Below are 14,926 nucleotides of genomic sequence, written 5' to 3'. Positions count from 1 at the left end.
GAACTATAGAGGTAACATCTTTCCTTTTGGAAACATTAAGAATAATAGAAAAAATGATCATATTATGCACAAAATAATTACACTCTCGCTTTTGGTTTTTGTATTCATCTCTTGCGGTTCTGATGATAATGAGGATTGCATGAAGATTATTACCATACCACAAACCTATTTCGTTAATAATCGGTCTTTTTCTTACGATATAGAGCAGCTTGTACCTTGTGATACTCCAGAACCTACGGTTGCTGAAGTTTTGGATACTCCACCTTTGCTTGAGAATTTTTCGTTTGAAGTGCTTAGGTTTGAATTTACTCCAGATACTGGTAATAATACCATTAGACTTCAATTTGAAATTAGATTGACCAACAATAACAATTTTGACGTAAATGGGATTCCCTATATGACCATAAGAACTGATGATTTTGAGGTGTCGAGAGTGTATGAAAATGCCATAACTCCTTGTTTACAATTGGAAGCAAATTCTAGTTGTACATATACCTATGATCAAGAAGATTCTTTGGTTTTTGGAACAATAAATACCATAGAGTTTGTGGACTTGCAATATTTCTTAACCAATTAAATGTATATACCTATCCGCAAATGAAAAAAATCCAACCGATAAGATTGGATTTTTAAAGGACCGCCACAAATCCGCGTCGCTAAAACGGAAAACCAGCTAAATCATTTTTAAATTTATTCAAACGTTGTGACCTTCACATCTGATCATTGGTAAACTTTTTTGAAGTACCATACCGTTCTAAATCGGCTACAGGGTACAATGTCGATTTCTCGAAACTATCAAACTTGTAGTCTCTGGTCGTGTATTTATATACATGTTTTTGCTTGTCCCTAGGTTTACCCAGCTGGATATAGGTAGTACTGGGTAAGTAGGTGCCATTGCTGGCTCTCTCCCGATCCCATTGTACCGTTGCATGTTGCATGCCTTTGGGCATAGGTAAAAAGAAATCCCCAATGGTGAGTTCTGCAAGATCAATAAATCGAGTTTCTTTGTTGATGTAGATAAGGAAACGATCGTATTGTTTGTTAGGAGCTTCGCTTCCCCAGGTAACATATACCGTTTCATAGGTTTTTCCTTCAAATTTCTTTTCACCTGCGTATCGCACAATTTCAGCATCTTTTATCGTCAATGGTGCTTCTATGAGATAGTGATAGGTAGCAAGTCCCCACAAATAACGGTCATGTTCGTGCCTGGTGATTTCTTCGTGATCAACACAGGTTTTATAGCCCTCCCAGGATTGGAGTCCCTGTACCAGCCCTTCTTTACGACCTTCGAGATATTCTACCTGTCCATCAAAAGAATTGGTGGCAAAACGAAATTGAACGTCTTTATTCAGGTTCCCTGGCAAGGCATTCATTGGCATGAGTGGCCAAAGGCCTTTCCATTGAAAGTTGGCCACCGTTTCATACACTTCACTATTGGCCAATTGGTCATATCCCATTTTGTTGGAAGATTCTATTAGCAACTGTCTGCCTTTCTCTTCCAAGCTTTGTGGAGATTCACTTTTTACATAGTCCGTTCGTAAATCAACAGATTTACAGGAGTACAATATTAGAATTAGTATCCATATGGGTATTGATTTTAAAATGTTTTTCATGATTTTAAAAATTTAGAATGTTCGTTTGCTATTTGCTTAGCGATAATCTGTTTTGAAAGCTTCAAGTCCTTCCGTAAAGGGTTGCATAGGCTCATCCACTTCGTTGATCGCAAGTTGATTCGCAAAATTAGAGATCACTTTTACTGCAATGTTGGTAATTACATCCAAAGCTTGTGCATTATTGTACCCTGCATTTCTAAATGCTTCTAGTTCGGTATCATTCACACGACCGTGTTTTTGGTAAACGCTAATCGCAAAAGCACGTAATGCATCGAATTTTTCGCTAGATAAGGCAGTTTTACTGCGTAAAGCAGCTAAATCCTCTTCCGCAGAACCAAAAAATACTTTTCCTGCCAACGTATGTCCGGCGGTACAATATTTACACTCATTTTCTACGGCTATACTCAATTGCACGATATTGTTTTCTTCTGGAGAAAGACTACCGATTTTATCCAGATTCCATTGGGCATGGATATAAGAAAGTAAGGTCGCTTCAGATCCGCTTAATAGTTTGGTGAGATTAGGGATAAAACCAAAAGTTTCGCTCGACCAATCATACACTGCCTGTACTTCTTTTGACGGGTTTTCTTGCAGTTCTAAATCGAATCCTCTTAGGGTTTGTTTCTTTTCTGTTTTAGTTTCCATTTTTAATGTGTATTTAAGTTATTCAATGTTATCAAAGATGTCTATATCGTTTTGCTTTGATTTCTTTGTGTAGTGAATAGGTATCAAGAATGAATGATGAAGAATCGTCTTGTAGTAAATGGGTAAGACATTCTATATGCTTGTTTTGAAAATTGAGCGAGAGAGCACATCATCCCGCCCAATTTTCGTTAAACAAACGAACAATCATCAATCAATCACTATTACTACCAAAATCCACCTTTGAAAAGAAGGTAATACAAGCTCTTTTTAGATTTCTGTGTTTGACACTTGCATTCTTTTTTTGTTGAGTTTTTTTTGGAGGTTTTTTCTTTCGATCTCTTTTTATTTTTCATAACAACCTCCTTTTGATATTATAGGATAGGTTTGATGTGAAATACATCGATATAAGGAGCACCCTGGCTTCTTTTTTCCTTATGCTGTTGAAAAGCTTTTGTTTTCTCAAAGCGCACCTGAGAGTCTGGCCCACCTTTCCATTGTGCAAAGGCAATTACCGAAGGGTGATAATTTTGGTCATAGACTCCCGGGATAGGGTTGAGGTTAACAATAGGGGTGTACCCAAATTCTGGTTTTGAGGCCGTAGGCAGCACCGCCTGAAAGTATTCTTGTAGCAAGTGTGCTTTTTTGGGATTGATAAAAATACCTGCAAAGTCATAAATCTGATCCGAAGAGATGGTAACAGTGACATCCTGTTCTACCTGAAAGTACCCCTGGCTTAAGAAACTCAATGCATTATCTCTGATGTTTCTTAGTTTTAGGTATTCTGGATTGGATTCGAATGCTCTTTTTTGTTCGATACTTTCCCATTCAAAAAACACTACCATTTGGTTGGGTTTATCACCCAATACTGTTTTTACTACGGCAAAAGAAGCGATTGGTTTTGCTCCATAAGGAGTAGCTACCGGCATTACTTTTGGGAAATACTCTTCCATAAATGCTTTTTGACCTTCTGGTTTTACAGATAATAAGGCTACTTCGATAAGTTTACCCGATTTAAAAGTGATGCTGGCAGATTTTACTGTTGTAGAAGCATTTTCAGTTGCTGTATTAGGAACTTCTGCAAGTTGGTTTGTTTTTTCGGTTGATGGATTTTTGCAAGAGGCTATCGCCGAAAAGGACACGAATAACACCATCAAGGTTAAGAATTTTACTGTTTTCATTTTAATGATTTTTAAAAGTTTATTCAAATGTCGAAAGTGCACTTGCTTTTAAATCATTTATGTGATCAATGGGTAAGCAGTGAAAAAAAATGTAGAGAATTGTGTAGTAGTTGGGTAGGAATGACTATGCGGTGATATTGGTTAACAGCGTATGATCAAAACTGCGGCTTACTGGTATTTCTATATCATGTTGTGGCTGGGTAACAAAGCGGGTTTTAGAATTCCCAAAGAGTTGAAAAGGGTTTGTGGTATTTAAAAGATAGGTGCGATGGATGCGTACAAATGCATTAGGAAGCTGTTTTTCTATAGTTTTGAGTGTAGCGCGTACCAGTTTTTGTTCTAATCTAAAGTTCTGAAAGAAATACATACGCGAATAATTGTCTTCGGCTTTGATAAACAATAGAGCTTTTAAGTTCACCCGAATGGTTTCTTTAATATCGGTATGTAAGGAGATATAATCAACGTCTTCCACTTTTTCTGGCAACCACACCTGAGAAACCATTAATTGATACCGTTTCCATTTGTGGATGGGTGCTAATTGAGGATCGGTGAGAATGAATAGCATGCCCGTACGTGCTTTCCAACCTTTTTCGATAAGGTCCATTACAGCTTCCCAATCTTTTCTGCCAGAATACACCTGAGCTTTGTAATTATGTAGCACACGATTAGGAAATTGTTGTTCTATGGTATCAAAATGATCCAAAAAGTCCTGGGCTTCCTGATCATAACCAAATTTTCCGTAGAAATACCCCATTCTGGGAACATAAGGAGTGGTGTCTGATAAGTTTTTTTGTAATTTCCGTAGGTAACGAGAGGCAAGAGCTTCGTTTCCTCGCAAAGAGGCGATGTACATTAGATTCTCTAGAGAAGCAATGTCATTAGGAACCATCTTTAAGATGGAAAGAAAGGTTTTTTCGCTATCATCATAGAGTTCTGCACTCAATTGTACATCTCCGATCATATTCAAAATACCGGTGGATAGTGGGTCATACTCCAAAGCCGAATATAGGGCATCCAATGCGGCATCGTATTCTTTTAACCCATACCAGAAAAAGGACAATTGTTGGTAGGCTTCGCTAGCATCTACGTATTTCTCTAGCCCTTCTTCTATACTGTTGTAGATATTTCGCCAATCCAGATTGTAAAAGAAATCGATGAGGTTTTTGTCAATGATAGCTTCTCCAGATTCAGGATTGAGTTGTAATGCCTGATCGATGGCTTTTCGCGCTTTTGGATACACGGTATCTGGTTTCTCTAAGCCTCGCCCTGCCTGAAAGATGTAACATTTGGCCAATTTTAAATAGGCAGGTGCAAAATTGGGCTCTTTTTGGATCACCTCCTGGAATAATGCTATGGCCTCTGCAACATTTTCTGGAGTCCATCGGTTAAAATGATACCCCCCAAGCATAAATTTTTGATACAGCTCAGGGTGGGTGAGTTTTTGTACGGTGAGGGGTTTTTGTTTTTCTTCTTTGATCTGTAGCAATTGTAAAACAGCAGTTCGACAACGCTCTCCAAGGGTAAAGATGCTGGCTTTGGAAATAGAAATGGTGGTTTCTTCTATTTCGTTAAGGTCAAGCCTGTGGTATTGTATATGCACTGTTAATGCATCTTGCTCTATGATTGTACCAGTGATTAAACGAATCACATCTAGTTGGGTGCCGATGTGTGCTAAATTAGTGGATTGCGCTACGGCTACCTGGGTGGATTGCTTAGAGATTACCGTATACTTATGTGATGGACCAAGCTCTTGCATTAGCACTTCCTGAATGCTGTGCGACAGAAACTGTAGTTGTTCTGTTTGATACTCAAAGGGTAATATGGCTATTCTCTTGGTCATATAGATATGGATGATCCTTTATGGTACAAATATATTTATAAGATAAAAATTTTGGTTGGTATGTAGTGAATGGGTATGTAGGGATACTATATACCGTTACATTTGTACTTATGATACCCTATGACTTCATACTGGATTTATTATATTCGTTACCCTTACGAACCAAAAAGATGTTTGGGAATGTAGGGATCTATGTAGAAGAAAAAATCGTATTGGCCACCCGATTCAAAGAGCATAGTCCTGTAGATAATGGGATTTGGATCGCAACCAAAGTAGCATATCAACCTATTTTGAAGGAAATGTTCCCCTCTTTACGAAATTTGGAAACCTACAATATTAAATCCTGGCTGTTATTACCTGATGAAGCAGATGATTTTGAGGAAGCAGCCGCAGCCATAGCAGAGCTAATCAAACAGAATAGTCATTTAATCGGTGTAATTCCTAAATCAAAAAATAAAAAATGATCCCAGAGCACATTCAAAACAGAAAAGGCCCAAGAAGCTTAAAAGACTTAGATCCAGAAGTCATAGAATACCTGAATGCCGGAAAAGTAGAAACCAAAAACCTGATGGAGTGGTTGGCTACCGATCAGTTGGTATTGCTGAAGACGGTTTTGGAACCTTTGGGAAAAATGGATTGGTTTTCCTCTTTTGAAGTTGCCGTAAACGCACAAAAAAAACCAACAGCCAATAGCAATACTAAGGTTATCGGAGAGGTTTTTGCAGAGCTTTCGGATGTTGCTTTTATTCGTAAACACTTATCCAATCACCCCAGTGATATTGTAAGATGCTGGAGCTGCTGGGCCGAGAGTTTGTTTTATGATGAGGTTGCCGATTTATTAGCTGCCATGCAACCCTATGCAGCGGATTCCCATTTTGGAGTACGAGAGGTAGTTATTTTTGCAAGCAAAGAGCGAATGATTGAGGATCTGGATTCGGCCATTCAAATATTGTCTGGTTGGACAAAGGATCAAGACGAAAATATTCGTCGCTATGCGGTCGAATCTTTACGACCAGTAGGGGTATGGACCAAAAAAATACTGGCTTTTCAGGAGGATCCTCAAAAAGGGATTTCGCTTATCGAACCTGTAAAATCCGATCCCTCAAAATATGTACGAGATTCGGTGGGGAACTGGCTCAACGATGCGAGCAAAACACAACCTGATTGGGTGAGTATGATCTGTACCACCTGGACCAAAGACTCGGCTACCAAAGAAACGGCTTACATCGTTAAAAAAGCAATGCGTACCATCGCCAAGATGAAGTAATAACAAAAGTAAAATTCATCAGAACAAGTGATGCATTTCTTTTATTTTATTCGTTTATAATTTTCGGCATGGTAATAATGTCCATTTTCATCCAGATCAATTTGTTGATAAGAATCAGGACCAACAATTAGCTCAAAAGTAAATACTTTGGTCGTATCCAGGATTTTCATCATAGAACCAGAGGCGTACTCTAGACGTTCTTCCAGAATGCCATCTTTTATGGTGTACGTTCCGTAGCCAAACCATTCGTTATTGTCTTTTGGATCGTAACGGGTCCACATCACTTTTCCTTGACTGTACATTTTGATTTGTCGATATCCATTTTGATTCAGCAAGGTATCCGCAATATGATTGTCTTGATACATAAATTGATGCTGTAATTCCCAAACACCTTCCAGGTTATAGAGTTCGCTATTGGGTTTGTTATTTTCCTGATTGATCGCTAGGAAGGAACAGAACCCCATTAGAATAAAAATTAAGGTTTTCATGATTGAGAGGTTTTAAAGTCTGTACCTCATTAAGTTACAAAAATTTAACGAGATAAAATCATTTTGAATAGCTTTTAAGAAAGCTTTAAAACAAGTTTGATTCCTTGATGTATGGATAGCACAAAGAAGAAAAGAACGCTAAGATCCAGAACTACCATGAATCGGCGTAGGTTAGCTTTTAAGGTAAAACATTTAAACAACCATTATGAAATGGTTTTAAAAGTACTTCTACGCCGAAAACATAGTAGTTTGAAAAGTATGTTATAACGTTATCGCCATTTGAATATTACAACGCTCGTAAGGAGTAGGGTAGCCTACCACTTTTTTGAACCCAAGTTTGTGATAGAGATGTATCGCTGGTTTCAACACCGTATTGCTTTCTAAGTATACCGCTTTGGCCCCCAGGGATTTTGCTTTATCTAGCGTAGCTTGTCCTAATATCCATCCAATGCCTTTTCCTTTGGCCTCGGGAGCAACCGCCATCTTGGCGAGTTCAAAATCGTATTCTGGATGATCCATTTTGATCAAAGCACAGACGCCTACAGGTGTTTCGTTATACAATGCTACCAGAATTTCTCCTCCTTTATTCAAAATATAATCTTCGGGATGATCCAACGATTTTCGATCGGTATCTTCCATTTTGAAGTGTTGCGTTATCCATGCCTCATTGAGTTCCTTAAAATGAGTTTTGTATTTGGGAGCGTAAGGAATGATTTGAACATGTTGCGCTTCTCTGTTTTTCTTAAGGGCTTTTACCCGTGTCAAAAGTGGCTTTTGCTCTAATAAGAACTCGAATTCTTGCAAGGCATTCCACATATTGTGGGTACTCTGATTTAGAATTTCCTCAACGGCGTTTCGCACATCCAGATATTGATCTTCAATCTGAGAGGCAATTTCTTTTCCTTTTGGGGTTAACCGAATGTTGTTTTTGCGTCCGTCGATTTTGTCTTTGTGTTCCGAAAGGATTCCTTCTTTGATCATTTCTCGTACAATCTTACTTACAGAAGGGTGGGAGTGACCAATCTCTGTTGCAATTTGTGTAATGGATTTTGATTCATCGTGGGATAAGAGATAAAACACAGGAAACCATTTTGGTTTTAACCCTACATCGTATAGATCATAGATTTTTGTAGCTTCTTCGGTAAGTTGTTCGCTCAACATTCTCAACCTTGAACCTATAGCCATGACGCCTGCTTTATCAAAAAAATCCATATTGTTATATTATTTACGTAACTGGTTACGTAAATATATTAATTTTAATTGAATTTTCAAAAACATCTATAAAGTAGAGGTATAAAAAAATCCGATCAATACGATCGGATTTTAAGATATAAGGAGTTGTTTTTTTATCCTTTGTCGTTTTTCATATTATTCTTCACCAAATTGAAAAAACTATCAAATTTTGGATCAATAATAATCTTGGTCACCGTTTCTATACCATCGGTAGCGTATTCGCTTTTACCTACAGCTTCCAAACGTTTAGGATCTACTTTGTAATCGTTTTGCAATACGCGAACCACAGAGGCAGCTTGTCTTGCACTTAGATCCCAATTATCTAATAGCGTTTTACCATCCAGCTTTAGCGCATTGCTATTTCCTTCAACAATTACGTTTAAGTCTTTACTTTTGTTCAGTACAGCAGCAATTTTTTCTAACATGGCTTTTCCACCATCTGCCACCATATAGCTCTTATCATTGTCACCAAAAAGCATATCATTTGGCAATACAATATAGATCACACCTTGTCCGATTTTTACATTATCCCCACCAATAGCATTTTTAAACGTGCTAAAAACAGCCAGATTGGTAGAATCAGATTGCGTTAACGCATCATTTATGGTCTTCAGTTGTCTGTCTTTCTCCTGAATGATCTCTTGAGATTTCTTAAGGTTTTCAGCTTTTTGATTAGACAACTCTGTAAAATTACTCATGTTGGATAGTAAAGAAGCATTAGTATCTTTAAGATCCTTTACCTGAGCTTCCATGGTCGCTACTTGTGTAAGTGTGGCTTTTTCTTTCTTTCGGGAATCACTTAGATCAGCTTTTGTGGTTTTTAGCTCTTTTCTAAGCTTGTCTATCTCTTCAAGAAGGTCCTTTTTCTTCTGTGCATATCCTGAAGATGCCGAAATAACTAGTACGGTTGCAAATAAAATTATTTTTCTCATTGGTTTAAGTGATTTGTTGCAGCTGCTAAAGTAAAACTTTTTTAGAAATTATGATAGCATAGTACTTTAGGGCTTTTGCAATATCGCTTTTGCGTTTTTAATACTGGTGTTAATTTGATCTCTTAATTTTTCAACTTTCACCTCTTCTTCTTGTAGTAATTTGAACTTAGCGGCCAATTTTTCCGGATCAGTACTATCGTTAGTTTCATCATGAGGGAAGGAATCGCTAAAGTTCCCCATCCAGCTCATCATATAGTCATAAGCGTCTTTTACATCTTGTTGCGCTTTTGCGTAGTTCTGCCCTTGAGCAGTAGTATCTACTTTGGCTTCCAACTCTTTGATGAGTGAGCTCATTTCTCCCATTTTTGGCATTACTTCGTCGTGTACATCAATTACCTTTTGCATAAGTGCATCAAACTCCTGTTCTTCTTTGGATAATTGATTACAAGAGAATAGTAGGATTGATAGTATAAGGGAATAAAAAATACGTAGTTTCATTATGATTTGATTTTAATTGTTCAAAGATATTATTTATTGGTGTTGTTTTGTGATAAAGCGTCTATTAGTTTTTGTCCGTAGACACCGTCTGTAATAACTGGTCATACATTTTTTCGGTCATAAAGGTAACCACCTGATCGGTTTTATCCGGATGCCCGCCTTCAAAAGGAGGATCGGGATCGTATTCTAAGTTCAACGCAGTAAACTGCGCATAATTGCGTCCCATGATATGATCTACCAGAGCAAGACTCATATCAATCCCTGCCGATACGCCTGCGCTGGTCCAGTATTTACCATCATGGGTATATCTTTTTTGTACAAATTCGGCTCCGTATTTTTCGAGATTTTCTTCGGCTTTATACCAATTGGTGGTCGCTTGTTTTCCCTCTAGTACACCCGCAGCTCCCAAAATCCAGGCTCCGGTACATACACTTGCGGTATATGTACTTTTTTGATCAATTTTACGAATCCAGGAGAGTAATTCCTGGTCTTGGGTAGCCTTATAGGTTTCTACCACACCACCGGGTACAATGAGAATATCCAATTGTTCGATGTCGTCGATGCTATGATCCACTTGTATCTTTACGTTATCGCTACTGGTTACCATTCCTTTTTCTCTACCGATCAGTAGTTTTTGAGCGGGAAGGATATGATTGAGTACTGAGAGTGGTCCCATGGCATCCAACATAAAATATCCTTCATACAACAAGATTCCTATGGTTTTTATGGTATCTCTTGGCGGTTCGTAAACCGCTCGCATTAATTCGGTATGCGATAATGCATTCAGCTCTTCAATAGTATATGGTGATCCGTCTTGCTTTACAATTCGATCTTTGGAAAGATTGGCGTTTTTTTCTTCTTTTTGTTGTTCAATGTTGTTCTGCTTAGTGGTAACAGTGGTTTGCTCTTGTTTTTTACATTGTGCAAATAGCACCATGCTTAGAAGCAGTATTAAAAAATTTTTCATGACTTTTTTCTTTTATTCAGTGTTTTAGAAGTCAACCCATACAATAGAAAGCCAGAGAAAATAGTAAAGAGTCCAAACAGCGAAAATGCTCTTAATAATAGGTTATTGAAATTATCACGCTCCTGGTAATCCATGGTGTGTAACATCCAAAAGAAATCAAACACCCGCCATTGGTTATTCCTAAATGTTTGCACATTACCATAGTCTACCGAAACGTAAACCGTGGTATTGGCAGGTTGATCAAAAGTAATGGCATAAGCGGGTAACGGCCTGCCTCGATATTCGTGATGGTTTCCGGTTTCGGTGATATATTCAACCTCGGTCAGCTCGGCAGTAACATTCAGTTTTTCTTTGGCTACTGCAATAGCTTCTTCCTTGGTTAGCTCTTTTCTTTTTTTTCCAGTTATGGCATCTACCAAAAGCACTTGTTTTTGTTTGGAATTGCCATATTGTATTCTGTATATCGGTTGTTGTAGAATAGTAGAGAGTTCGAGGGAAATCAAACTATCTCTTTCTGTAATATGGTCCTTCAGAAATAGCTGTGGAGCAACATAATCCAAATGATACGGAATCTTTGGAGCATTATTTTTTAGGTTGTCCCCTCTAATTTCATCAATATTGGTCCAACTAAAATAGAGTCCTCCTATTGTCCACATCAAGAATTGTAATCCTAAAATCAGACCCAGGTATCTGTGCCATTTTCTGGTCGTTCTTACTATTTCACGTTTTTTCATAATTATCTTTTAAAGTTAGGATACCGGAACAGGATGTACTTTTTTTCTCTTCAGCTTTCTAAGATACTCGATTAGTACTAACAGCACTATACTTGCCCCAAACAAAGGGAAAATAAGTCCTAAAATTACGACAACGATAGCTATGCCATACCCTACACGAAATGCAACAGGAACTTTTGGGACACCCCAGCTTCCTTTACGTTTGCGTAAAACATAGGATACTAATGCCGAAACACTCATTATCGTTAATACCAAAGCGACTCCAAGCATCAACGACCAATTCCATTTGCCAAATTCTCCTTGATGAAAAGCCATCACCCACATTCGAGCCCTCATCAAGATCCCAACATCTGCCCAGGCTACCGTCATCATTTCTTGACCCGAATACTGATCATAATGGATCTTTTTTTGCGATCCAAGATCACTGGGGTTTTGGTTAGAGATGCTAAACACACCTTTGGGACCCTTCGGAAAGTGTATAGTAGTTTGACCAGGAAGATCTAAGGCAACCGCTTTGGCTACCATTTCATCCAATGTAATCGTATTTCCTGTGGGTTGCGATTGTAACCCTATCCCATGCCAGGTTTTTGGAAAACCGGTATTCGTTACTTTTTGTACATATTTAAAATTTTCTCCAAATACATCCGTCCAGGGGAAACCTCCAGCCAATACCAGAATCAATAGTCCCGAAATCCAAAATCCACTAATAGCATGTAGATCTCTAAAAAAGGTACGCCTACCATGTTTCCATCTAGGGATAAAGAATCCAGAGAGATTCCATTTTCTAGCCGGCCAAAACACATAGATTCCAGTTACTATAAGTACTACCATCCAGCTGGCGATAAGCTCAACGATTTTAGTCCCAAAAGACCCCATAAGCAATTCACCATGGAACTTTCTGACTTTGTACATATCGGTTTTTTGGGTAATTACCTCACCAGAAACTTTTCCTGAGTAAGGATTGACATATAAGTCACTTTTCCCACTAAAACGACCTGAGACAAATTGAGTTGCCTGGTTGTTTTTTGTGGGAACAATCATCGAATTTGGTTTTTTGACCGCATTTTGATTTGCAATTTCCCATTGTTCCTGGAAACCTATAGCTTTTCCTTGAACACTAACCTCTGTAATGTGCTGTTGTTTCTTGGCTTCATAATCCGTTTTGAAAAGATAGATGCCACCAGTAATCGAGAGGATACTAATAAAGGGAAGAGTGATCAGTCCGGCTAGGAAATGCCATTTCCAAAGCCATTTATTTAATTTTTCGTTTTTTTTCATCATTCAAAAAAATAAGACCCGATGAATGGTAGTTTCATCAGGCCTCCATAGATTAAAAATTATATCGCATCCCTACATGAAAAGCTCGGGGATTTCCTACCGTAAAGCTATTTTCTCCTCTAAATCGATTAAAAGAAGCTCTTGCGGCATACAACTCATCAAAGACATTGAGCGCATGACCCCACAACTCGAATCCTTTGTAAGCCACATTGGCTCTTAGGTTGAACACACTATGTCCATCGTAGGTAGCGGTACTAAAAGTACCATCTTCATTTTCTACTTGTCCTTCGAAACTGGTATTGTATTCACCCACCAATTCGTGTTCTGCAGTAACACTAAACCCTAAATCGGTGTTGATATTTTTTCGATAGGTGATCAAAGAATTCCCTAATAAGTTAGGAGCCGTTTCTCTATCGGTATCCGAGAAGTCTACCCCACGATCAAAGAAATCTATATATCTGTGCATGGCATAACTACCATTGTGCGTAATGGATAATTCTTTGATAGGGGACCATGTAACTCCATATTCAACACCATAGGATCTTGTTTTACCAGCATTGGTATTGAAAAAGTTATCATCAAGATCTCTTAACGTGATTAAGGTGTTTTGTCCATCCAAAACATAAATAGCAGCATCTACTTTAAATTTTGAAGAAGATAGGTATCCTCCAATTTCATAGTTATTGTAACGACTTGGCTTGATTCCTATTAAATCGTTACGATTACGGTACAATGTAGAAACTTGTGGTGGTGTAAATCCTTGCGAATAATTAGCATATACTCCAGATCTTGAAGTGAAATTATAATTCACTCCCAGTTTTGGTGTAAGATTGTTGAAATTATCTACAGCATCATCAACTCCTACAATACCATCTACCTGGTTGTCATAATCATATTCGAAGCCATCATAACGAAGTGCTGCCGTTACTTTTATCTGATCCACAGGAGATATTTCGTACTGGAAAAAACCAGCGTAGTTAAAAATATCCGCCTCGTAGTTTAAGATATACTGTCCAGAGTTGATCGTAAAATCAATGTTTCTACCCGTTTCTGGATCTACAATAACATTGGTGCTTTCTGCCATATACTCCTGAGGAGAATAATCTGCTGTGGCTCCTACAATCAAAGAGGAGTTGGCAAAGTTCATGTTTACTTTGTGTTGGACTAAACCAACATAACTTCTGAATTGATTGGAGTTGATTTCTCCAGATCCAAAGCCGGTAAGTTGCCCTTGGTTTCTGAATTGGCGAATTCTATAGGATGGATTCTGATCCATACGATTATCACGAACGATCAGGTTGAACGAGGTTTTGTTTTGCTCGTTCCATTGGGTGTTGAATGTGCTACGCACTCTAAATGCCAATGCATCTCGCTCTGTAAACGTTTGGTCACTTTCAAAATTACCACTTTCGTAATCCGCTTCACTCAAAGAACCGGTCATATCCGAACGATAATCTACCAAATCTACTACAGTCGTCCAATTAAGCTTTTCAGAGATATCGTATACCGTTTTAAAGGTAATAGCTGTTTTTTCGTAATCACTATGCTCGATAGGACCATCTTGTCGTTGTACATGTTGTCCACCCAAATAAAACCCAAATTGTTCACTAGGTGAATCAGAAACTTCAAATTCGTAACGCGTTAATCCTAGGTCGTTGGTTTGAAAACCTACACTACCACTCAAATCTTCGGATGGAGACTTTGTAATAAAGTTAAAACTTCCTCCTATCGATTCACTACCGTAGATACTAGATGCGGGTCCTTTTAAAACCTCTACACGGTTATAAGCCACATCATTCATTTCTAATAATGCATTGTGATTAAAAACGGAGGTAGGTCGTATTTGCAGACCATCTTCCAGATACAAAAACAATGCTTTTGTAGATATGGGAGAACGAACGGCCATAAAGTGTTGTTCGTTACTTGCTACCCTTGAAGTCGACATAAAAACTCCAGGTACTTGATTTACCAGTTGATCGATTCCAAATGCTTTGGTTTCTTTTAAAGCCTTTGCATTTAAGGTAGAGATAGAACCTGGTACTTCAGATCTTTTTTGTATTTCTCGACTAGCCGAAGTCACAATAACTTCTTCTAGGGTTTCTTCTGACATAATTGTATCCTGTGTTTTTGTTGGATACTCATTTTGTGCATAGGTCTGTATTCCTGCAATAAGGAATAAGATATATAATAAATTTTTTTTCATTGCTATTGAAATTATTGCTCATGTAATTACAATACTACACGTCAACAGTT

At 38.1% G+C, this 14,926-nt stretch carries 15 protein-coding genes; 3 read left to right on the top strand and 12 right to left on the bottom strand.

Annotated elements, in window-relative coordinates:
- Positions 1-64: 64 nt before the first annotated feature.
- A complete protein-coding gene (locus ACXAGJ_RS17190; protein WP_474841372.1) occupies positions 65-577 on the top strand; it encodes a hypothetical protein in 513 nt (170 codons plus the stop codon).
- 133 nt (positions 578-710) lie between these two features.
- On the opposite strand, the gene ACXAGJ_RS17185 is transcribed toward ACXAGJ_RS17190, so the two are convergent.
- The 4 genes from ACXAGJ_RS17185 to ACXAGJ_RS17170 form a co-directional block, all read right to left on the bottom strand.
- Positions 711-1,613, bottom strand: coding sequence for a hypothetical protein (locus tag ACXAGJ_RS17185; protein ID WP_474841370.1), 903 nt, complete (start codon positions 1,611-1,613; stop codon positions 711-713).
- 36 nt (positions 1,614-1,649) lie between these two features.
- A complete protein-coding gene (locus ACXAGJ_RS17180) occupies positions 1,650-2,258 on the bottom strand; it encodes a carboxymuconolactone decarboxylase family protein (RefSeq protein WP_474841369.1) in 609 nt (202 codons plus the stop codon).
- Positions 2,259-2,629: 371 nt separating this feature from the next.
- Positions 2,630-3,436, bottom strand: a complete 807-nt coding sequence (locus tag ACXAGJ_RS17175) for a DUF1330 domain-containing protein (RefSeq protein ID WP_474841367.1) — start codon at positions 3,434-3,436, stop codon at positions 2,630-2,632.
- A gap of 124 nt (positions 3,437-3,560) precedes the next feature.
- Positions 3,561-5,276, bottom strand: a complete 1,716-nt coding sequence (locus tag ACXAGJ_RS17170) for a LytTR family transcriptional regulator DNA-binding domain-containing protein (protein WP_474841365.1) — start codon at positions 5,274-5,276, stop codon at positions 3,561-3,563.
- A 110-nt stretch (positions 5,277-5,386) separates the two neighbouring features.
- Between ACXAGJ_RS17170 and ACXAGJ_RS17165 the strand changes: the two genes are divergently transcribed.
- On the top strand, positions 5,387-5,740 hold the full coding sequence (locus tag ACXAGJ_RS17165) for a hypothetical protein (protein WP_473286068.1): 354 nt from the start codon (positions 5,387-5,389) through the stop codon (positions 5,738-5,740).
- Positions 5,737-6,543, top strand: a complete 807-nt coding sequence (locus ACXAGJ_RS17160) for a DNA alkylation repair protein (protein ID WP_474841363.1) — start codon at positions 5,737-5,739, stop codon at positions 6,541-6,543. The genes ACXAGJ_RS17165 and ACXAGJ_RS17160 overlap by 4 nt, the downstream gene beginning before the upstream one ends.
- Positions 6,544-6,584: 41 nt before the next feature.
- On the opposite strand, the gene ACXAGJ_RS17155 is transcribed toward ACXAGJ_RS17160, so the two are convergent.
- The 8 genes from ACXAGJ_RS17155 to ACXAGJ_RS17120 all read right to left on the bottom strand — a co-directional run bounded on the left by ACXAGJ_RS17155 (position 6,585) and on the right by ACXAGJ_RS17120 (position 14,876).
- The gene (locus tag ACXAGJ_RS17155) at positions 6,585-7,031 is read right to left on the bottom strand and encodes a hypothetical protein (protein WP_474841361.1); all 447 of its coding nucleotides are present in this window, start codon (positions 7,029-7,031) and stop codon (positions 6,585-6,587) included.
- A gap of 261 nt (positions 7,032-7,292) precedes the next feature.
- The gene (locus tag ACXAGJ_RS17150; protein WP_474841359.1) at positions 7,293-8,243 is read right to left on the bottom strand and encodes a bifunctional helix-turn-helix transcriptional regulator/GNAT family N-acetyltransferase; all 951 of its coding nucleotides are present in this window, start codon (positions 8,241-8,243) and stop codon (positions 7,293-7,295) included.
- Between the two features lie 134 nt (positions 8,244-8,377).
- Complete coding sequence (locus tag ACXAGJ_RS17145; RefSeq protein WP_474841358.1) at positions 8,378-9,196, bottom strand: OmpA/MotB family protein; 819 nt, start codon at positions 9,194-9,196, stop codon at positions 8,378-8,380.
- A 66-nt stretch (positions 9,197-9,262) separates the two neighbouring features.
- Positions 9,263-9,694, bottom strand: coding sequence for a hypothetical protein (locus tag ACXAGJ_RS17140; RefSeq protein ID WP_474841356.1), 432 nt, complete (start codon positions 9,692-9,694; stop codon positions 9,263-9,265).
- A gap of 64 nt (positions 9,695-9,758) precedes the next feature.
- The gene (locus ACXAGJ_RS17135; protein ID WP_474841354.1) at positions 9,759-10,661 is read right to left on the bottom strand and encodes a DJ-1/PfpI family protein; all 903 of its coding nucleotides are present in this window, start codon (positions 10,659-10,661) and stop codon (positions 9,759-9,761) included.
- Entirely contained in the window at positions 10,658-11,395 is a 738-nt protein-coding gene (locus ACXAGJ_RS17130) for a PepSY domain-containing protein (RefSeq protein ID WP_474841352.1), read from the bottom strand. Before ACXAGJ_RS17130 ends, ACXAGJ_RS17135 begins: the two co-directional genes overlap by 4 nt.
- Before the next feature lie 15 nt (positions 11,396-11,410).
- Positions 11,411-12,676 (bottom strand): PepSY-associated TM helix domain-containing protein, encoded by a 1,266-nt coding sequence (locus ACXAGJ_RS17125; RefSeq protein WP_474841350.1) that lies wholly within the window; start codon positions 12,674-12,676, stop codon positions 11,411-11,413.
- 49 nt (positions 12,677-12,725) lie between these two features.
- Complete coding sequence (locus ACXAGJ_RS17120; protein ID WP_474841348.1) at positions 12,726-14,876, bottom strand: TonB-dependent receptor family protein; 2,151 nt, start codon at positions 14,874-14,876, stop codon at positions 12,726-12,728.
- Between the last annotated feature and the right edge of the window lie 50 nt (positions 14,877-14,926).

It is taken from the genome of Aquimarina sp. AWH4_224, from assembly GCF_056160245.1.
The sequence above is the reverse complement of the archived record's forward strand: the minus strand, read 5'-3'. Positions and strand labels throughout refer to the sequence as shown.